This is a genomic window from Agrobacterium sp. 16-172Ci, assembly GCF_053522725.1.
In genome coordinates this window covers 33635-54109 of the sequence record NZ_JBNWBW010000033.1, presented here as the reverse complement: position 1 = coordinate 54109, position 20475 = coordinate 33635, and the positions used below count along the sequence as shown (strand labels likewise).

Annotated in this window: 11 protein-coding genes; 6 read left to right on the top strand and 5 right to left on the bottom strand. The window is 60.5% G+C overall.

Annotated features, from left to right (window positions below; all coding sequences use genetic code 11):
* Positions 1-117: 117 nt before the first annotated feature.
* Positions 118-1017 (top strand): LysR family transcriptional regulator, encoded by a 900-nt coding sequence (locus tag ACQZ40_RS23135; protein WP_125146127.1) that lies wholly within the window; start codon positions 118-120, stop codon positions 1015-1017.
* 102 nt (positions 1018-1119) lie between these two features.
* On the opposite strand, the gene ACQZ40_RS23130 is transcribed toward ACQZ40_RS23135, so the two are convergent.
* The 3 genes from ACQZ40_RS23130 to ACQZ40_RS23120 are packed head-to-tail and all read right to left on the bottom strand — an operon-like array spanning position 1120 to position 3871.
* Positions 1120-2199: an alpha/beta hydrolase gene (locus ACQZ40_RS23130; RefSeq protein ID WP_448748732.1), complete on the bottom strand. Its 1080-nt coding sequence runs from the start codon at positions 2197-2199 to the stop codon at positions 1120-1122.
* 23 nt (positions 2200-2222) lie between these two features.
* Positions 2223-2687: a cyclophilin-like fold protein gene (locus ACQZ40_RS23125; protein WP_448748731.1), complete on the bottom strand. Its 465-nt coding sequence runs from the start codon at positions 2685-2687 to the stop codon at positions 2223-2225.
* Positions 2684-3871 (bottom strand): MFS transporter, encoded by a 1188-nt coding sequence (locus ACQZ40_RS23120; protein ID WP_448748730.1) that lies wholly within the window; start codon positions 3869-3871, stop codon positions 2684-2686. Before ACQZ40_RS23120 ends, ACQZ40_RS23125 begins: the two co-directional genes overlap by 4 nt.
* A 126-nt stretch (positions 3872-3997) precedes the next feature.
* Between ACQZ40_RS23120 and ACQZ40_RS23115 the strand changes: the two genes are divergently transcribed.
* The 5 genes from ACQZ40_RS23115 (at position 3998) to ACQZ40_RS23095 (ending at position 17648) form a co-directional block, all read left to right on the top strand.
* Positions 3998-4891 carry a LysR family transcriptional regulator gene (locus ACQZ40_RS23115; protein ID WP_433823367.1) on the top strand — a complete coding sequence of 298 codons (894 nt, stop codon included), beginning with the start codon at positions 3998-4000 and terminating at the stop codon, positions 4889-4891.
* Between the two features lie 757 nt (positions 4892-5648).
* Positions 5649-8618, top strand: a complete 2970-nt coding sequence (locus tag ACQZ40_RS23110; RefSeq protein WP_448748729.1) for a beta strand repeat-containing protein — start codon at positions 5649-5651, stop codon at positions 8616-8618.
* Between the two features lie 384 nt (positions 8619-9002).
* Positions 9003-11048: an O-linked N-acetylglucosamine transferase, SPINDLY family protein gene (locus tag ACQZ40_RS23105; RefSeq protein WP_081308043.1), complete on the top strand. Its 2046-nt coding sequence runs from the start codon at positions 9003-9005 to the stop codon at positions 11046-11048.
* A gap of 100 nt (positions 11049-11148) precedes the next feature.
* Positions 11149-12306, top strand: a complete 1158-nt coding sequence (gene glf, locus ACQZ40_RS23100; RefSeq protein WP_065657459.1) for a UDP-galactopyranose mutase — start codon at positions 11149-11151, stop codon at positions 12304-12306.
* 155 nt (positions 12307-12461) lie between these two features.
* Positions 12462-17648, top strand: a complete 5187-nt coding sequence (locus ACQZ40_RS23095) for a beta strand repeat-containing protein (RefSeq protein WP_448748728.1) — start codon at positions 12462-12464, stop codon at positions 17646-17648.
* Between the two features lie 100 nt (positions 17649-17748).
* Here ACQZ40_RS23095 and ACQZ40_RS23090 read toward each other — a convergent pair whose 3' ends face one another.
* Together ACQZ40_RS23090 and sfnG are read right to left on the bottom strand one after the other, a co-directional pair.
* Complete coding sequence (locus ACQZ40_RS23090; protein WP_448748727.1) at positions 17749-19176, bottom strand: FAD/NAD(P)-binding protein; 1428 nt, start codon at positions 19174-19176, stop codon at positions 17749-17751.
* Positions 19177-19359: 183 nt separating this feature from the next.
* On the bottom strand, positions 19360-20463 hold the full coding sequence (gene sfnG, locus ACQZ40_RS23085; RefSeq protein ID WP_174040145.1) for a dimethylsulfone monooxygenase SfnG: 1104 nt from the start codon (positions 20461-20463) through the stop codon (positions 19360-19362).
* Positions 20464-20475 lie beyond the last annotated feature (12 nt).

The following is a 20475-nucleotide window of genomic DNA, read 5'->3' as shown; positions in this document are numbered from 1 at the left end:
TCGGCGCCTTTCATCTTTGGTGTGTCCGTTTCGATGGACAAAGATGTAACCCGCTTGATTGCATCGTGGAATTGCAATATTTTTCTCGAATGAATTGCGATTTTTGAAATAATGGCGATGAACGATCATAAAGCTCTCAAAACCTTTCTGATGGCGGCCGAAAAGCGGAACTTCGCGCAGGTCGCCCGCGAACTGGGCATGACGGCAGCCGCCGTCACCCGTGCTATTGCCGCGCTTGAAGACGATCTCGGTGTGCAATTATTCGTCCGCACCACCCGGCAGGTTTCCTTGACGACGGACGGGGCGATCTTCGCCGCACAGATCCAGCCCGCGGTCGAGGCGCTGGAGAATGCCCGGCGCGATGTCCGCAACGCCCACAAGGCCGATGAGGGGCGTCTGAGGATCAGCGCGCCGACATGGCTCGGCAAAACCGTGCTGCCGCCGATCCTGTCCGGCTTCCGGGAACTCTATCCGAAAATGTGCTTCGAGATTTCGCTCTCGGACGGCCTGATCAATATCGTGGATGACGACTACGATCTGGCGATCCGCATTTCGTCGGCCCCATCGGACAAATTCACCATCTGGCGCAAGATCAGGGCCGTGCCGAGAATATTGGTGGCGGCCCCAGGCAGCCGGTTTACGCAGATGGAACATCCGGGCGAGCTGACCCCTGACGATTGCCTTGCCTATAGCGGTGAAAGCCGGCGGGAAAACTGGGTCCTGTCGGACGGCGGATCGAGCATCACCATATCGGCCGGCCGGGCATTTAGCGCCAATAGCGGCGAGGTTCTGGCCGATATGGCAGCGGAAGGCGCCGGTGTGGCCCTGCTGCCGGGATTTAATATCGCCGAACATATCCATAGCGGCCGGCTCGTTCATGTGCTGCCCGGCTGGGTGCCACCCGAACTCTGGCTGACGCTTTATTATCCGCCCTATCAGGCGCTGCCACCCCGTATTGCGACTTTCTCGAAATTTTTTGAAGAGCAGTTGCCGGCACATATGGTGATGCTGGACTAGAGCCGGCAGCACTGACAGTGCCGACGCGCACGAGCGCGCCGCCTGAGGCGAAAAATAATGTGACGGCAGCCACGGCTGCCGTCACATCTTTATGATCGCCTTCTACGCCAGATGCTGATTGAAGAAAGCGGCGATCCGGTCGAACGGGATCTTGTCGGCGCGGTCATAAAGGTCCGTGTGGTTGGCGTCCGGAATGATCACCAGCTCCTTCGGTTCGGCAGCCGCGGCGAAAGCGGTCTCGCTGAAATAGAGGGAATGCGCCTTTTCCCCATGGATGAACATCACCGGCCGCGGCGATATTTCGGCGATATAAGTCAAGATTGGCATGTTCATGAATGACAGCGGTGTCGTCTGCGTCCAGGCATTGCCGGAGTTGACGGCGCGCGCATGGTAACCGCGCGGTGTCCGGTAATAGTCGTGATAATCAATCAGGAACTGCGCTTCGCCACCCTTGAGATCGTTATAAGGGGGTTGATAGGCGGGGCTTCCCTTTTCCGCATCCTGCCAGCGCTGCCGGCTCATCTGCTCCAGCGCCTGCGTGCGTTGTTCGAGGGTAACGCTGTCGTTGTAGCCTTTGGACATCACCCGCGTCATGTCATACATGGTGCTGGCCACGACTGCCTTCACGCGCTTGTCCACCGCCACGGCATTCAGCGCCATGCCGCCCCAGCCGCAGATGCCGATGACACCGATGCGCTCGCGATCCACGTAGGATTGCAGCTCGATATAGTCGACCGCGGCACTGAAATCCTCTGTATTGATATCCGGCGACGCGACGTTCCGGGGCTCACCACCGCTTTCTCCGGTATAGGACGGATCGAACGCCAGCGCGGCAAATCCGCGCTCCGCCATGGTCTGTGCATAAAGGCCGGACGACTGTTCCTTCACGGCACCAAAGGGGCCGCTGACGACAAGAGCAGCCAAAGGCGCAGCTCCGCGGTTCTTTGGCAGGTAAAGATCGCCTACGAGAGTAATGCCGTATCGGTTCCTGAACGAGACCTTCTGGTGGTCGACATTGTCGCTCTTCGCGAAGACCTTGTCCCACGAAGAGGTTTGGGCGAAGGCCTGCGTCGCACCCGCCACCTGCACCATGCCCATTGCGGCGGCGACGATGCCCGTTGCCTTCATCAGGTTGCGCCTGCCGGTATTGCAGGTTTCACTCGTTTCGATTGGCTTGCTCATGCTGGGAACTCCTAGGGTTCGGTTCATTGGACGCGTTCAATACACAGCGGAAATTCCCCAGGGATATGAAGCGCTTCGTAGCCTTGATCGAAGCGTCCCAGCCGAATGAGGCCGGGATGCCTGTAGTCGGCATAGAACATCGCGAGATTGCCCCAGGGCATGTAATAACAAAGGTCGTAACGCCGCTCGTTGTCGAACGGACCATGGCCTTCGACTGTCAACTTTCGAGGGAGGTAGGCGATCTTCTCATTGGAGCCGAAGTCGGCGATCTTGAGATCGAGCGGAAGCATGGATGCAAAATCGCGCGCCGACGGATTGTCGTAGAGCGTCGCGATCATTGTGTTTTCTCCGAAAGTCAGCTTGATCTTCAAATCGGTCTTCTCCTGATTGTCGGCGCCGCTTTTGCTGAGGGCTCGCCCGGGCAGGATGAACGCGGCGGCCATCGCCAGCAGGATGCGTCGGGCAGGAACCATCGGGCGCACCTTCATGACGGCTTCCGCGCCAGCCGCCAGGCGACAAAAGACGCGAGCGAGGAGCAGCAGAGCAGCAATGCGCTCAATGTGAAGGCGGACCACCAACCGAAACTGTCGAATAAAATTCCACCGACCGAGGCCCCCGCCGTGATCGCCAGTTGAATGACGGCAACCTGAAGCCCGCCGCCGGCCTCGGCATCGTCGGGCAGAATGCGGCTCAGCCAGGTGCCCCAGCCAACCGGTGCGGCGGTTCCAAGAAAACCCCAGCCGACAAGGGCGGCGATGACTGGACGTTCCTCTTCGCCAAAGACGACCATGGAGAGCGCGATACCGGCCATCATCATCGGAATGACCACAAGAATGCTGAAGAGACGGCGTTGCAGCAGTCGACCGATGACCCATGTTCCGACCGCCCCGGCCAGTCCCATGATCAGCAGCAACAGTGACAGCACCGTGATTTCGACCCGCGTGACCTGTTCGAGAAAGGGCCGCAGATAGGTGAAAAGTGCGAACTGGCCCATGAATAACAGCAGGATCGCGATCATGCCCGCTGCGACGGCTGGACGTCCAAGCAGCCTGAAGACATTCGTGGATGCGCGGTCGCGCCGCGGCGGGAGTTCCGGCAGGACGATCCATTGCCATAGGAGTGCAAGCAGGCCGATCGGCACGACAAGGAAGAAAGCGCCGCGCCAGCCGATATAGGCGCCCAGCAGGCTGCCGAGCGGGGCGGAAACCGTTGCCGCGACCGCATTGCCGGCATTCAGCAGGGCAAGCGCCTTCGGCACCTGGGCATGGGAGACAAGACGCATCACGATGGCGGTGGACATCGACCAGAAGCCGCCGATCGAAATGCCGAGCAAGGCGCGGCCAAGCATCAAAACCGGGAAAGACGGTGCAAGGGTGACCACGATTCCGGACAACATCAGCAGCGCCGTCAGGCCGAGCACGACAAGGCGCCGGTCGAGCCGCCGGGTCAGGCCGGCAATGAACAGGCTGGTGATGACCGCAAAGATGCCGGAGACGGAGATCGCCTGCCCCGTATTGCCTTCCGAAACACCGAGATCGGCGGCGATCGGCGTCAGCAGGCTGACGGGCATGAATTCCGAAGCGATCAATACGAAGGCGCAGAGCGTCATGCAAAGCACGGCGCTCCATGCCGCGCGCCTGCTGCCCATCTCTTCGTCATAAGTGAGTGTCATTCGCCCAGATCCCACTAAAATCCCGGTTTCTTTCAATGGCGGCAAGATATTGCCGGGCGACTTTGCGGACAATCCGTGCTAATTCGCATGGACTTATCGAAATTCAATATTAATTGGCGAGGTTTGATGCAGCGAGAGGACATGAAGGATCTCCTCTGGTTCATGGAGGTTGCTAAGGAGCGGAGCTTCACAAAGGCTGCGGCGACGCTTGGAACATCGCAGTCGACATTGAGCTACACAATCAAGCAGCTGGAAGCCCGGCTGGGCGTGCGCCTCCTGACGCGGACGACACGCAGCGTGGCCACCACGGAAGCCGGCGAGCGCCTGTTTTTGTCTATCGCTCCGCGATTTCAGGGGATCGAGACGGATTTGGCGGACCTCGTCGCCTTTCGTGAAAAACCCTCAGGCACCGTGCGCCTCACCTTGTCCGATCACGCCCTGCAAACCACCGTCTGGCCGAAGCTGAGCCGCGTACTCACCAACTATCCTGACATCCATGTCGAACTCTATAGCGACAATGGCATGCGCAATATTGTCGAGGAACGCTTCGATGCCGGCGTGCGATTGGGCGAGAGCGTCGACAGGGACATGATTGCCGTCAGGATCGGTCCGGACTGGCGGCTCCGGGCCGTGGCGTCACCGGACTACTTCGCCAGACACGGCATCCCTGCCACACCCCAGGATCTGGTCGGCCATGTCTGCATCAATACACGTCAGGCCACCTGGGGTGGATTTTACACCTGGGAGTTTGAAAAGGACGGGCGAGAACTGCGGGTCAGAGTTGACGGGCAACTCAGCTTCAACTCATCGATTTCCCAGATCGACGCGGCGATGAAAGGCTACGGGATCGCATATATTCCCGAAGACCTTGTCGAGGAGCACATCGCCGAAGGGAGATTGCAGGCGGTTCTGGACAATTGGAGCGCACCCTTCACCGGCTATCACCTCTATTACGCCAGCAGGCGCCAGATGTCTCCGGCGATGAAGGTAATCATCGACGCCTTGCGCCATCATGCCTGATACCGGGGATTGAAGTCTTGCCAAGGGCAGCTGGTCGCCAAATCAGCCCGTCATTGGTGGCGGGTCGTTGCGCCTTGGACACCAGTTTTCCCCATCGGCACATCGCCGAATCATCGCACGACCCGTGCCCGCCCGGCCGAAGCATTGCCGTGGCCCGGAAACCGGAAATAACAGCTTCCGCTTTAAAAAAACCAACTACACGGCACCCGAAATAAAGGCGACAAAGCAAAGCATTGGCCGATTCTGGCAGCCGTTACATAGGTGGGTCAGCGCCCGGCAAGAATCGCAGGACAGTTTTAGATGAAAATAACGGTCAAATCCTTGCGCTCTCGCCCCTCCAAACAGATACTACTTATCCGTGAGCCATCACGTCTGATTGCCCGCAGTGGAAGCTGATCGAATCGATAGTTGGCTTCGTGATTTTATACTCTACAAGACTCTAAGATACGAAAACATCAAGAATAAAATGCGACGCCTCCAAATATTAACTAGGCTTTAAATGTTGGCCTGATATGACACGCTCGTCGCGAAAATCTTAAGCGGCAGAAATTATTGAGCGGCATTCGCACAAGCTAGCGTGGAAAATCCGGGCCCCCTATCTCCGGCTCGAATTGCATGAAGCGTTTCCAGCGCAGGTTCACATGAGCCATGTTCTCCACAATTTCGCTTTATTTGCGGATGTCGGACCGCTGTCATAACGGGCAGTGTCTGGCAGCAGATAGGCGTGACCATCCGCCATTCGGTAAAGGACACGTTCATGACTTCGATCCTCTCCTCATTGTCTGCTGTGCAGATTTCCAAGCTTTCGACGTCCACCATTGCCAGCCTGACGTCGGAAGACGTGAATGCTCTTGATAGCACCAAAATCAAGGCTCTTTCGTCATCTCAGATCGCGTCTTTGAGCACGGATAACCTTGCTCTTTTCAGCTCTGAGGACCTGCGCGCCATTTCCGTGACGGCAGTCAAGGGTCTGACCCTCACCCAGATGGCGAAACTGAGCTCCGCTCAGGTCAGCAGCCTATCGTCCTCTCAGGTTACCGCCCTTTATGCCAGCCAGATTGACGCCCTTTCGACCGACCAGATCAAGGCACTCAACTCGTCTCAGGTCGCAGGCCTCAGCTCCGCTCAGGTTGCAACACTGAGCAGCGACGAACTGGCCCTCTTCTCCACCGACGAAATCAAGGCGATCAGCGCCACTGCCATCGCTGGTCTTTCCACAGCAGCCATCGCCGCCCTCAGCACCGACAATGCAGCCGCGCTGACAAAGACGCAGATCGCCGCCTTGTCTTCCACGCAGTTCAATGCGCTCAGCTCCGGCAGCCTTGCAACCTTCTCGGCAGACGAAGTCAAGGCGATCAGCACCAAGATCCTTGCCGGTCTCGATGTGACCAAGCTCAGCACCGGCAATATCGCCGCGCTCAGCAAGGCACAGGTTTCGGCCCTCTCCACGGCCCAGTTTGCGGCCATGTCGACTGATCAGATCAAGGCGCTGACCTCCGAGCAGGTCTCTGGCCTCAGCTCCGCTCAGGTCGCGACGCTCAGCAGCGACGAACTGGCTCTCTTCTCGACAGACGAGATCAAGGCGATCGCCGCCAACGCCGTTGCCGGCCTTTCGTCCGCAGCCCTCGCTGCCCTTACGACCGACAATGCATCTGCCCTGACGAAGACCCAGATTGCCGGCCTTTCGTCCACGCAGCTCAACGCATTGACCTCCGCAAACCTTGCCACCTTTACGGCAGACGAGATCAAGGCGATCACCACCAAGGCGCTCTCCGGTCTCGATGTGACCAAGCTCAGCACCGACAACATCGCCGCGCTGACCAAGGCTCAGGTAACGTCGCTTTCCTCGACGCAGTTCGCCGCCATGTCGACTGATCAGATCAAGGCGCTGACCTCCGAGCAGGTCTCTGGCCTCAGCTCCGCCCAGGTCGGCACACTGAGCAGCGACGAACTGGCCCTCTTCTCCACGGCAGAGATCGGCGCCTTGAGCGCCAATGCGGTCGCTGGCCTTTCCACGGCGGCTCTGGCTGCCCTTACGACCGACAATGCCACGGCCCTGACGAAGACGCAGATCGCCGGCCTCTCGTCCACGCAGCTCAACGCCCTGACCTCGGCTAGCCTCGCCACCTTCACGGCGGACGAAGTCAAGGCAATCACAACCAAGGCGCTCGCTGGCCTTGATGTCTCCAAGCTCAGCACCGGCAATATCGCCGCACTCAGCAAGGCACAGGTTTCGGCCCTCTCGACGGCACAGTTTACCGCCATGTCGACCGACCAGATCAAGGCCCTCACCTCCGATCAGGTGTCCGGCCTCAGTTCCGCTCAGGTCGCGACGCTCAGCAGCGACGAACTGGCTCTCTTCTCCACCGATGAGATCAAGGCCATCGGCGCCAACGCCGTTGCCGGCCTTTCGTCCGCAGCCCTCGCTGCCCTTACGACCGACAATGCATCTGCCCTGACGAAGACCCAGATTGCCGGCCTTTCGTCCACGCAGCTCAACGCATTGACCTCCGCAAACCTCGCCACCTTTACGGCAGACGAGATCAAGGCGATCACCACCAAGGCGCTCTCCGGTCTTGATGTGACCAAGCTCAGCACCGGCAACATCGCCGCAATGACCAAGGCTCAGGTAACGTCGCTTTCCTCGACGCAGTTCGCGGCGCTCTCGACCGACCAGATCAAGGCTCTCACCTCCGATCAGGTCGCTGGCCTCAGCTCCGCTCAGGTCGGCACGCTCAGCAGCGACGAGCTGGCTCTCTTCTCCACGGATGAAATCAAGGCTATCGCCGCCAACGCCGTTGCCGGTCTTTCTACCGCGGCCCTGGCCGCCCTCAGCACCGATAATGCAGCAGCCCTGACGAAGACCCAGATTGCGGGCCTCTCGTCCACGCAGCTCAACGCGCTGACCTCGGCTAGCCTCGCCACCTTCGCGGCAGACGAAGTCAAGGCAATCACAACCAAGGCGCTCGCTGGCCTTGATGTCTCCAAGCTCAGCACCGGCAATATCGCCGCACTCAGCAAGGCACAGGTTTCGGCCCTCTCAACGGCACAGTTTACCGCCATGTCGACCGACCAGATCAAGGCCCTCACCTCCGATCAGGTGTCCGGTCTCAGCTCCGCTCAGGTCGCGACGCTCAGCAGCGACGAACTGGCCCTCTTCTCCACCGATGAGATCAAGGCCATCGCCGCCACTGCCGTCTCCGGTCTGACGACTGCGGCTATTACGTCGCTTACCACCGACAACGCCGCAGCACTGACCAAGACCCAGATTGCGGGCCTGTCTTCGACGCAGCTCAACGCCTTCAACTCCGCGAACCTCGCCACCTTCACGGCGGACGAAGTCAAGTCGATCACCGCCAAGGCTCTCGGCGGTCTCGACGCCACCAAGCTTAGCACCGGCAATATCGCCGCACTCAGCAAGGCTCAGGCCGCAGCACTGTCCTCGACGCAGTTCGCAGCCCTCTCGACCGATCAGATCGCGGCACTGACCTCCGAACAGGTGTCTGGTCTGAATTCTGCTCAGGTCGCTACGCTCAACAGCACCGAGCTGGCGCTGTTCTCGACAGACGAGATCAAGGCTATCAGCGCCAATGCTGTCGCCGGTCTTTCCACCGCGGCTATCGGCGGCCTCAGCACCGCCCAGGCTGGAGCTCTTTCGGCCCAGCAGCTGAAAGTCATGAACGACGCACAGGTTGAAGCGGTCATCAAGGCTTACAAGGGTGTGTAAAATTTAAGAAACGAGACAATCCACGACGCGGCCCGAAGCCGCGTCGTGGCCTTTTCGTCGCAGAATACTTCGAAAGATTTCTGAAAAATTCGTCTGCATCGTTTATCGAAACAATGCTTTCATAGCGCGACAGAACAATGAGCTGAGGCATTCTCGCCCGGAGAAAATATCAGCAATTGGTCCCTTGGCCTGACTGATCCGTTGCCTCCCAGGCGACCGTTCGACTGGAAGGACATTTCGCTCCTCAAAGCCCGCGGCTGATCAGCGCAAGCAACCCGGATCTCAATACATCCAGCCACAGGCAAGTTACCTGCGATAGCTAAGGATGGCCCATCAACAGGCTGTTCTTATCTTCGACCCTTTGTCGCCTTGCCGCAGGATGTCATGACCGCCAACCAAGTCTCCCCATCAAATGACGACACCGCTCCGAGTGCACTCGATCTTGCGCGGAACCAGCGGCTGAGCCTCATGGATCTGCTGAGCATATCAGAGGCGCTCAATGCCGCCGGGCAACAGGCGGCGGCGGCGGAACTTTACAAGACCTGGGTCGCATTCAACGACAACAACCCGACGATCCATCTCGCCTATTTCAACTATGCCGTCATGCTCAACCAGCTGGGCGATCGGGCCGGCGCTGTACAGGCGTTTCGCGCCTGCCTGAAGGCCAACCCGGAATTCGCGCCCGGCCACATCAATCTCGGCCGCGCGCTTGAAGATGCCGGGCTGATCGGCCACGCGGTGGAGCAATGGTCGCATTATGCCGAAGCGACGAAAAGCGTCGACGCCGAGACAATCGGCCATCGGCATATGACCCTGCAGAATATGGGCAGGGTTCTAGAAGGCGCCGGAAAGCTCGAAGAGGCCGAGACCGCCTTGCTACAGGCATTCGAACTGCGGCCGGAACTGCCGGAGGCCGGCCAGCACTGGGCATCGTTGCGGCAGCGCCAGTGCAAATGGCCCATACTTGCCCCTTCGAGCCATATTCCCGTGCGCAAGATGCTCGATGCGATGTCGTCGCTGACGCTGAGCTGTTACGCCGACGACCCGATGTTCCAGCTCGCCAAGGCATATCGCCTCAGCAAGATGCTGGTCGGTGCGCGTCCGGACCTCAGCCGGTTCCCGCGCAGATCACCCAAGCAGAAATCCGGCACCGGCCAGCGTCTGCGCGTCGGCTACCTCTCGTCGGATCTTCGCGATCATGCCGTCGGCTTTGCCCTCTGCGAAGTTCTGGAACTTCATGACAAAGATAGCATCGAGGTCTTCGCCTATTATTGCGGCAATGTCCGCGGCACTGACAGCACGCAGGCACGCATCAAGGCCGCGGTTCATTGCTGGCGTGATATTCACGGCATGGATGATGCCACCGCGGCATCTCAGATCATTGCCGACGAGATCGATATATTGATCGACGTGAATGGCTACACCAAGGATGCCCGTACGAAAATCTTCGCCTATCGTCCCGCGCCTGTCATCGTCAGCTTCTGCGGCTATCCCGGATCGATGGGAAGCCCGTTCCATCAATATCTGATCTCCGACGGCTACATGATCCCGCCGGAGAACGAGATCTATTATTCCGAAAAGGTGCTCCGCATCGCCTGCGACCAGCCCCTCGACCGGAAGCGGTCCATCGCCCCCCGGCCGACCCGGGCAGAGGTCGGATTGCCGGAGGATGCATTCGTTTATGCCAGCTTCAACGGCATGCAGAAGATCACGGAAAACTGCTTCGCCCGCTGGATGACGATCCTGTCTGAGACGCCCGGCAGCCTGTTGTGGCTGCTGGCGGGTGATGACGACGTCAATCAACGGCTGCGAGACCTTGCGGAAAAGAGCGGCGTCGCGTCCGACAGGCTCATCTTCGCACCGAAGGCCCAAAACCCGCAGCATATTGCGCGCATCGGTCTTGCCGATCTGTTCCTCGACACGTTCCCCTATGGCGCGCATTCCACGGCGTCGGATGCGATAACCTCAGGCCTGCCGGTTCTCACCATGTCGGGCAAGACCTTTGCCGCACGCTTCTGCGGCAGCATCGTCACCGCGGCGGGCGTGCCGGAGATGATCTGCTCCTCACCGGAAGATTATGTGGCCCGCGCCATCGGTTTCGAACGCGACCGCAAAAGCCTTCTGGAGGTCAGGGAATCGATCGCCCGGCAGCGCGACACCAGCGTGCTGCGCGATATTCCCGCCCTGGCGCGGCGTCTCGAAGAACTCTTCTGGCAAATGCAGGGTGAATGCGAGCGTGGCGAGACCCCGGTGCCCGACCTCAGCAATCTCGATATTTATTACGAAGCAGGTGCAGAAGCGCTGCAGGAAAACATCGAGTTCGAGGACGAACAGAGTTACCGCGAGCGCTACCTGAAGAAGCTGAGGCAATGGCACGATTATGCGCCGATCCCCTATGACCGCCGCCTCTGGCAGAAACCGGACAATTGAGCGGGGATCGAACGACACCGGCAAGGACAAGCGCCGTGCGGCGCCTCCCGACAAATATTGACCGCCCGCAAGGCGATGGATGAACAGGACTGACTTAGCAATGTTCGCGGACGAAAGAATTGTCATTGTGGGCGCCGGGCTTTCCGGCGCGGTCATTGGCCGGGAGCTGGCACTGGCAGGCCACAGGGTCGATATCGTCGATGCCCGCGATCACATTGCCGGCAATTGCCACACCGAACGCGACGGTGAGACCGGAGTTATGGTGCATGTTTACGGTCCGCATATTTTCCACACCGACGACAAGGAAGTCTGGGACTATGTGAACGGCTTTCAGACATTCATGCCTTACAAGAACCGGGTCAAAACGACGAGCGGTGAGCGCGTCTATTCGCTGCCGGTCAATCTGCACACGATCAACCAGTTCTTCGGCAAGAATTTCCGGCCCGATGAAGCCAGAGCCTTTATCGAGGAAAAGGCCGACAAGTCGATTACCGATCCACAGACCTTCGAGGAGCAGGCGCTGCGCTTCGTCGGCCGCGATCTCTATGAAGCCTTCTTCAAGGGATACACCGAGAAACAATGGGGTTGCTCGCCGACGGAACTGCCGGCCTCGATCCTGAAACGCCTGCCCGTGCGCTTCAACTATGACGACAACTACTTCTTCCACAAATATCAGGGCATGCCGGAAACCGGCTATACGGACATGATCGAACGCATCCTCGATCATCCGAATATCAGCGTCAAACTTGGCACCCATTTCCAGCGCGCCGAAGCGCCGGCCTCCGCACACGTCTTCTATTCCGGTCCGCTCGACGGCTATTTCGACTTCGAATTCGGCCGTCTGGCGTACCGGACGCTCAATTTCGAACGTTTCACCTATGACGGCGATTATCAGGGCTGTGCGGTGATGAATTATGGCGACGTTTCGGTGCCCTTTACCCGCATCACCGAACACAAGCACTTTTCTCCGTGGGAAGATCATGCCGGCTCCGTCTGCTACAGGGAATTCTCCCATGAATGCGGCCCGCAGGACATTCCCTATTATCCCATCCGGCTGGTCGAGGACAAAGAACAGCTCGCCGAATATGTGGCGCGCGCCGAGCGGGAAGCGTCGGTAACCTTTGTCGGGCGGCTCGGGACCTACCGTTATCTCGACATGGATGCGACCATTCGAGAGGCGCTCGACACCGCCCGGCTCTATCTCGCCCGGCGAGCGGAGGGCGCTCCCATGCCGGCATTTCTGCATTCACCCCTTTGAGGTGACGGCGGCTGAAGCGTAGCAACTTAAGGTTCAGGCAAGCCCGATTGCGTACTCAACATCTGAAAAATGGTGGACCTGCGTAACCGATGCCCCTCTGGTGGGCTCGGGCGGAAAATCCACCTGTTGGGCCTGGACTTTAGGATTTTTCAGACATGACGTCGATCATTTCTTCCCTGAACGTCAATCAGATCAGATATCTCTCGACAGAGGCGGTCGCGGCCTGGACAACCGAGGACGTCGCGTCGCTCTCTACAACGCAGATCAAGGCGCTCTCCTCGGATCAGATCGCGGCACTGGATGTGGAGGATGTGAAAGTCCTCAACTCACAACAGTTGAGCGCCATTTCGCAGGGCGCCATCGCTGGCCTGACACTGGATCAGCTCAACATTCTCGATCAATACGCCATCAAAAGCCTGAATTCGAGCCAGATTTCTGCGCTCACCACCACCCAGCTCCATGCCCTGACGACGGAACAGGCGGAGGCTTTGACCTCATCTCAGGTGCGCGCCCTCAATGCGACGCAAATTGCCGCCCTGAGCGCTGAAGATATAGCGACGTTCTCAACCGCCGATATCGCAGCGCTCACGAGCAAAGCCATGCCGGGCCTGAGCACGGAGGTGATCGCAGGGCTTACCCCCGAGCAGATCGCGGCCCTGAGCACGAGCGCCGTTGCGAGCCTGACGACCGACCAGATCGCGGTCCTGAGCCCGGAACAGGCCGAAGCCCTGTCGCCGGCGCAGGTCAAAGTGCTGAGCTCGATGCAACTCGCTGCCCTCGGCACAGACGACATAGCGACATTCTCGACCGCCGACATCGCCGCGATCACCGTCAAGGCCATGCCGGGCCTCAGCACCGAGGCAATCGCAGCGTTTAGCCCGGATCGGATCGCCGCCCTCAGCGCAAGCACGATTGCCGGCCTGACGATCGACCAGATCGAAACCCTGAGCACCGCTCAGATCGCCGCATTGACGACGGCCCAGATTGCCGCACTCAAGACGACGCACATCGCCGCCTTAAGCACCAGCCAGGTCGAAGCCCTGTCGCCGGAACAGGTGAGGTCGCTGAGCGCGGCGCAATTCGTGGCGCTGAGCGCGGAAGACATCGCGACATTCTCTACCGCCGATATAGCGGAGATCACCGGCAAAGCCATGCCCCGTCTGGGCACGGAGACGATCAGCACGCTGACCAGAGAGCAGATCGCCGCATTGACGACGGCCCAGATGAACGCCCTCGGCGTAGCGCAGTTCCAGGCCTTGAGCGCGGCTCAGATCGAGGCCCTGTCAACCGCTCAGATTGCCGCCCTCAGCACCGGCGTGGTCGCAAACCTGATAGCCGACCAGATCGAAGCCTTCAGCACCCAGCAGGTCGAGGCGCTGTCCTCGGCACAGGTGAAGTTGCTGAGCTCGATCCAGCTTGCGGCCCTGAGCGCCGAGGACATAGCAACATTCTCGACCGCCGATATCGCGGCAATCACCGGCAAAGCCATGTCCGGCCTGAGCGCGGACGCAATCGCGGCGCTGTCCACCGCCCAGATCGCCGCCCTGACCACCAGCGCCATTGCCGGCCTGACGGCCGATCAGATCGAAGTTCTGAGCACCGAGCAGGTTGAGGCGCTGTCTCCGACGCAGGTGAAGTCCCTGAGTTCAGCGCAGCTTGCAGCCCTGAGCATCGAGGATCTGGCGACATTCTCGACCGCCGATATCGCAGCGATCACGAATAAAGCCATGTCGGGCTTGAACACCGATGTTATCGCGGCCTTCACCACGGCTCAGATCGGCGCCCTCACCACCAGCGCCATCACCGGCCTCACCTCCGATCAGATCGAAGCCCTGAGCGGCAATCAGGTCAGCCTTCTATCCACCGCGCAGATCAAGGCCTTGAGTTCGGTTCAGGTCGCCGCCCTAGGCAACGATGTGGCCGCCCTGTCCACCAGCCAAACCGCCGTGTTGAGCACATCGGGCATCAAGGGTCTGACCAGCGATCAGGTTGCGGCCCTCAGCATCGATCAGATCGCGGCCCTGACCACAGCCCAGATCGCGGCTTTCGGCTCGGGGCAGATTGCGGCCTTGAGCACGGACAATATAGCATCGCTTTCCGTGGCCCAGCTTGCGGCAATGAGCACCTCCGGCATCCTCGGACTTTCGACCGGCCAGATCGCCGCCCTCAGCACCGATCAGGTTTCCAGGCTGTCGACCAAGCAGATGGCGCGGTTGAGCGCGGCACAAATTGCCACCCTCGGCACAGACGACATCGCCGCTCTTTCAACGGCCCAGATCGCCTCCCTGAGCGCTGCGGGCGTTACGGGACTAAGCGCGCAACAGCTGGCGACCCTCACCACCAGCCAGGCCGAAGCCTTGACGAGCGCGCAGATCGTCAATCTCGGCTCCACACAGATTTCGCAGCTGGGGACGGACGATCTGGCGAAATTCACGACCAAGGACATCGCCGCGATCACGTCCAGCGCAATCGCAGGACTGTCGGCAGAGACCCTCGCCTCCCTGACGACAGCCCAGATTGCCGCCCTGAATGTACAAAGCATCGGTGCGTTGAGCACCGCGCAGATCGCCGCCTTGAGTATCGCCCAGGTCGAGGCCTTGACCACCGCCCAGGTCGGCGCTCTCAGCTCGAAACAGATCGCCGCCTTGAGCGCGGATAACATTGCGACATTCTCGACCAAGGATATCGCCGCGATCAGTTCCAGTGCGATCTCCGGATTGTCGGCAGAGACCATCGCCTCCCTGACGACAGCCCAGATTGCCGCCCTGAACGTGCAAAGCATCGGTGCGTTGAACACCGCGCAGATCGCCGCCCTCAGCACCGCGCAGGTCGAGGCCTTGACCAGCGCTCAGGTAAGCGCTCTCAGCTCGACGCAGATAGCGGCCCTGAGCGCGGAGGATATGGCGACGTTCTCGACCAAGGACATTGCCGCCCTCAGCTCGAATGCAATCCCGGGCCTGTCCACCCAAACCATAGCGTCGCTGACGACAGCACAGATCGCAGCGCTGAGTACGGCTGGCATTGGCGGGTTGAGCACCGGACAGGTTGCAGCGCTTACTGGCGATCAGGTGGACGCCCTGACCAGTACCCAAATCGCGGCACTCACCTCCAAACAGGTTGCGGCCTTGAGCGTGGCTGACATCGCCTCGCTGTCAGCAGCCCAGATAGCCGCCCTCAGCACGGCGGGCATAACGGGCCTGACCACTGATCAGATCGCGGCCCTCGATACCGCGCAGGTCGAGGCTTTGACCGATACACAGGTTGGTGCTCTCAGCTCGAAACAGATTGCGGTCTTGGGTACGGACGACATGGCAACGTTCTCGACCAAGGACATTGCCGCGATCAGTTCAAACGCCATCCCGGGCTTGTCAACGGAGACCATAGCGTCGCTGACCACGGCCCAGGTCGCAGCCTTGAGTGCGGCTGGCGTTGAAGGGTTGAACACCGGGCAGGTCGCCGTCCTGACGAGCGATCAAGTCGACGCCCTGATCAGTATTCAGGTCGGCGCCCTCACCTCCAGACAGGTTGCCGCCCTCAGCGTGGCCAGCATCGCCTCGCTTTCGGCAACCCAGATAGCCGCTCTCAGCACGGCGGGCATAGCGGGCCTGACCACCGATCAGATCGCCGCTCTCAACACCGCTCAGGTCGAGGCCCTCACCAGTGCTCAGATCGGCGTCCTCAGCGCAAAACAGATTGCGGCCCTCAGCGCCGGTGGCCTTGATACATTCACCGCCGCCGAACTGGCTGTCATCAGCTCGAGTGCGATCTCGGGCCTGTCGACAGCGGCAATCGCTTCGCTGACGACGGCGCAGATCGCAGCCCTCGGCGCGGCGGCAGTACCCGGCCTGACCACCGCCCAGATCGCGGCCTTCGGCACCGGTCAGGTGGATGCCCTCACCAGCGCCCAGATCGCCGCCCTCACCTCCAGACAGGTTGCGGCTCTGAGCGTGGCCAGTATCGCCTCGCTCTCGGCAGCCCAGATCGCCGCCCTCAGCACTGCGGGCACGGCGGGCCTGACCACCGATCAGATCACGGCCCTCGACACCCTTCAGGTCGAGGCCCTGACCAGTGGTCAGATCGGCACTCTGAGTTCGAAACAGATCGCGGCCCTCAGCGCCGGCGATCTCGATACATTCACTGCCGCCGAGCTGGCTGCCATCAGTTCGAATGCGGTCGCGGGCCTGTCGACAGCCACGATCGCCTCGTTGACGACCGCTCAGATCGCCGCACTCGGCGCGGCGGCAATACCGGGCCTCACCACGGATCAGATCGCGGCTCTCGGCACCGGTCAGGTGAGCGCGCTGACCAATGCGCAGATCGGCGCCCTCACCTCCAAACAGGTTGCGGCCCTGAATACGGCCGACATCGCCTCCCTTTCCGTCAGCCAGATAGCGGCTCTGGACGCCAAGGCGATTGCGGGCCTTGGCAGCGCGCAGACCGGCGCGTTGAGCATTGAACAGGTCCAGACATTATCCACCCGGCAGATAGCATCGCTGAATTCGGACGCGCTCAAAGGCCTGTCTGCCGAGATGCTGGAAACCTTCTCGACGGAGGAACTCGCGGCTATCGGCTCAAGCGCGATAAAGGGACTGTCCACGGACTTTATCGCCGCTCTTTCCACCGCCGAGGTTGCGGCCCTGAGCACGGCTGGCGTCGCCGGATTGACCAGCGATCAGATCAATGCCCTCGGCAAGGACCAGATCGAAGCTCTCTCCACCAGCCAGATCGCCGCATTGAGTTCGGCCGGACTTGCGGGATTGACGGCGGACGATCTGGATACATTCTCGACCGGCGAACTTGCCGCCATCAGTTCGACGGCGATAAAGGGACTGTCCGCCACCGTCGTGGCCTCCCTGTCTTCTCAGGAGATCGCCGCTTTGACGACGGGCCAGGTGGCTGCGCTGAGCTACGGTCAGGTCGCGGCGATGGGGTCTGCGCAAATCGGAGCGCTGTCACTGTCACAGGTCAGCGTCCTCAACGCGCTGCAGGCAGCCGCGCTTGGCGGCGACGACCTGACGGCATTTTCCGCCGAACAGATCATCAGCCTGAGTTCGAGCGCGATCTCGGGATTGGGCACGGGTACGCTCGCTGCCCTGACGGCATCCCAGGCGGCAGCCTTCACGCCAGGCCAGGTCGCCGCCATGACATCGGCGCAGGTTACGGCCTTGAACAGCGCCAAGACCACCAACAGCTCTGTCCAGGATATCGCCTCCCTGATCTCAACCACCAACGAGACGACTTCGACCCAGGGCAGCGCGACCAGCACATCAGTGGCGGCTTCGAGTGAAACGCAGGAGACGTCTGACGTCGCTGCAACCATTTTGTCTTATCTGGACGTCTGATTTTAGCCTGCGAACAGGGAAATAACCGGGCCGGGATAACTGCCATCGCCTGATGGCAGCCGCCATCTCGCCGGCTCACCAACCCCGCGTCAGGTTGCGATCAGACCGGGGCCGGGCTGCTCGCCGCTGGCGCAAGGTTCCGTGCGATCTCTCCGGCAACGAAGATCGCGTGCTCGGTAACCTGGGGCAGGCCCATCAGTTCACCGAAGGTTCCGCGCGCCAGCGGACCGCCGATCAGCAGCGTTTCAATGGCCTGGCCGCGGCTGTCGATGGCGCGGGATCGCTCGTCGCAGCGGATGCCCAGCCCCGTCGGGCAAAAGGTCAGAAGACCCGCCTGCTCCAGACCGGAAAGAAAAGCCTGCGATTTCAGAATTCCACCATGGGCGGGACCGGTTGTCACGACAATCGCATCGACGTCGAGCCGCGCGATTTCCCTTTTACCGCGAAACCGCAGATCGACATGCAACGAACCGTCTTCGCCAGCCTTTGCGGACACAAGCGACCCGGCGACGATCTGTAGCTGGCCCGAAATTATGGCCGCATCCAGAAGTTTCTCCACCTGCGGCGCGATCCTGAACCGGTGCGCGTCCCAGAAGGGCCGCAGCCACCGCACCACCCTGCGCTTTTCGATCAGCGGAAGGTTCCGCCATATGTCGCGTCCCTGCAGGCGAACGGCGTCCAGAACGCCATGCCAGCTCGCACCGCCCGCTTGCGACACTCGCACAGCCTCTCGAATCCGCCGCAATAGTTCCGACCCGCTTTTGGACGGCGGATCGACGAAATCGCCGTAGGGTTCCTGCGGCAAGGCCGGATGGCCACGCGACCGCAAACCGCGGCGCGACAGCGAAACGACCCGCGCGTGATGGCCGCGCCGGTGGAGCGCGGCAAAGGCATCAGCCGCGGTCAAGCCATTGCCGACGATCAGAATGCGGTCACCCGCGGCGATATTTTCCAGCGCGGCGTCCGCATTCAAGTCCGCCACCAGTTTCGGATGGCCGGCAAGCGGTTTCAACACCTGCGGAAGCGCCGGCGGCGGATGGCTCGTCGCAACCACCACGATGTCCGCGAAGTGGTTGTCGCCCTCTGCGGTTTGCAGCTCCCAGCCATCCGCATGGCGAGCCACATGCTTCACCGTGCTGCGCCTGTGCTCAACAATGCCCGCATCCAGCAAAGGCGCGATCTCGGCCGCGACATAGGCGCCGAAGACCCTGCGTTGCGGATAGGCCTGCCCATCGGGCAAAACCGCTGCTGCATCGCCCGCAAGCGCGTTCGACCTGTCGAGATAGTGGAGGAAATTATCCGGATCATCAGGATAAAGCGTCATGCGCCCGGCCGGCACGTTGATCCGGTTGGCCGGCTCCGGCGTGGAATAGGCAAGCCCCGCGCCCAATGCCGCTCTCGGTTCGAACACCACGATCCGCACATTTTCGAACGCCCCAGCGGCTCGATGGAGATGGAGGGCAATCGCTGCCCCGCTAAATCCACCGCCTATGATGGCGACAATGGCATTCTTCCGGCTCACTGACATTCCAACTCACGCGACCTCGACGGCTCGCCCCGAATAACGTCCAATTTTAGCAGCCCGGACGAAAAATTCACAGCGATGCGTGTCAGGCCGCGCAAGTTCGAACGCATGCGTCCCGTCCGGTCCGGCTGCGGCACTTTCGGCGGATGAGCGGCAAAGGCCGCCGCTCCACCTTTTCTGCCTGCGTTATTCGGCTGCAATCGCCGCGCTCTCCTCGGCCTCTTCGAGTGCGCGCACCAGCGGAATGACGTGCTTGCCGAAATACTCGACCTCCTCCTGGAAATGCAGGAAACCGAGCAGGATGAGGTCCGCGCCGGCGCGCTTCAGGCGCACGATGCGCTCCGCCACCTGTTGGGGGGTGCCGATGAGGTTAGAGCGGAAACCGTCATTGTACTGAACGAGATCCTCGAAGCTGGATTTCGCCCAGTTGCCCTCTCCTTCCGGGGAGGCCTTGCCGGCATTCTTCACTTCATGGCCAAAAGCGTTGACCGCTTCCGGATTGGCCTTCTCGATGATTTCGGCAAGCACGGCCTTTGCCTCTTCCTCCGTCTCACGCACGATGGCGAAGGCATTTACGCCGACCTTGACCGAATGATTGTTCTCAGTCGCCTTGGCACGGATGTCATCGACCTGCCTTGCAATTTCTTCCGGGGTGTTACCGTTGGTGAAGTACCAGTCGGAAACGCGGGCCGCCATATCGCGGGCTGCGCGCGAAGAACCGCCCTGAAAGATTTCAGGCTGCGGATCGATCGGTTTCGGCTTCAGGGAATAATTGTTGAAGCGATAGAAATCGCCGCGGAAGGTGAAGCTGTCTTCCGTCCAGATGCCGCGCAATGCACGGATGAACTCCTCCGAGCGGCGATAGCGCTCGTCGTGGTCGAGCCACGGTTCGCCGATGGCATGGAACTCGCCGCGAAACCAGCCGCTGACAATGTTGACCGCAACGCGGCCATTGGTGAGGTGGTTAATCGTGGCGATCTGTTTTGCAGCGAGCGCCGGGTTCCACGGCCCCGGCAGAATGGCGGCTATGACCTTCAGCGTCTTTGTCGACTCCAGCAGGGAATGGCTGAAAGACACGGATTCATGCTGGAACTCGGCGCCGTAACCGGCCGTGAATCGAATCTGGCTCAGCGCATAGTCAAAACCGCTCGCTTCCGCGATCTGCGCGAGCTTGCGGTTATAGTCGATTGTCCAGCTGGTGCGTTGCTCGATATTCGAGATGACAAGGCCACCGGAAACATTCGGAACCCAATAGGCGAATTTAACGGGCTCGGCTGTGCGTGCGGTCATGATAAATTCCTC

What these genes read in the sequence shown, in the direction of transcription:
- ACQZ40_RS23135 (WP_125146127.1), top strand. Translation starts at nt 118, where the DNA reads ATGAACGATCATAAAGCTCTCAAAACCTTTCTGATGGCGGCCGAAAAG.
- ACQZ40_RS23130 (WP_448748732.1), bottom strand. Translation starts at nt 2,199, where the DNA reads ATGAGCAAGCCAATCGAAACGAGTGAAACCTGCAATACCGGCAGGCGC.
- ACQZ40_RS23125 (WP_448748731.1), bottom strand. Translation starts at nt 2,687, where the DNA reads ATGAAGGTGCGCCCGATGGTTCCTGCCCGACGCATCCTGCTGGCGATG.
- ACQZ40_RS23120 (WP_448748730.1), bottom strand. Translation starts at nt 3,871, where the DNA reads ATGACACTCACTTATGACGAAGAGATGGGCAGCAGGCGCGCGGCATGG.
- ACQZ40_RS23115 (WP_433823367.1), top strand. Translation starts at nt 3,998, where the DNA reads ATGCAGCGAGAGGACATGAAGGATCTCCTCTGGTTCATGGAGGTTGCT.
- ACQZ40_RS23110 (WP_448748729.1), top strand. Translation starts at nt 5,649, where the DNA reads ATGACTTCGATCCTCTCCTCATTGTCTGCTGTGCAGATTTCCAAGCTT.
- ACQZ40_RS23105 (WP_081308043.1), top strand. Translation starts at nt 9,003, where the DNA reads ATGACCGCCAACCAAGTCTCCCCATCAAATGACGACACCGCTCCGAGT.
- glf (WP_065657459.1), top strand. Translation starts at nt 11,149, where the DNA reads ATGTTCGCGGACGAAAGAATTGTCATTGTGGGCGCCGGGCTTTCCGGC.
- ACQZ40_RS23095 (WP_448748728.1), top strand. Translation starts at nt 12,462, where the DNA reads ATGACGTCGATCATTTCTTCCCTGAACGTCAATCAGATCAGATATCTC.
- ACQZ40_RS23090 (WP_448748727.1), bottom strand. Translation starts at nt 19,176, where the DNA reads ATGTCAGTGAGCCGGAAGAATGCCATTGTCGCCATCATAGGCGGTGGA.
- sfnG (WP_174040145.1), bottom strand. Translation starts at nt 20,463, where the DNA reads ATGACCGCACGCACAGCCGAGCCCGTTAAATTCGCCTATTGGGTTCCG.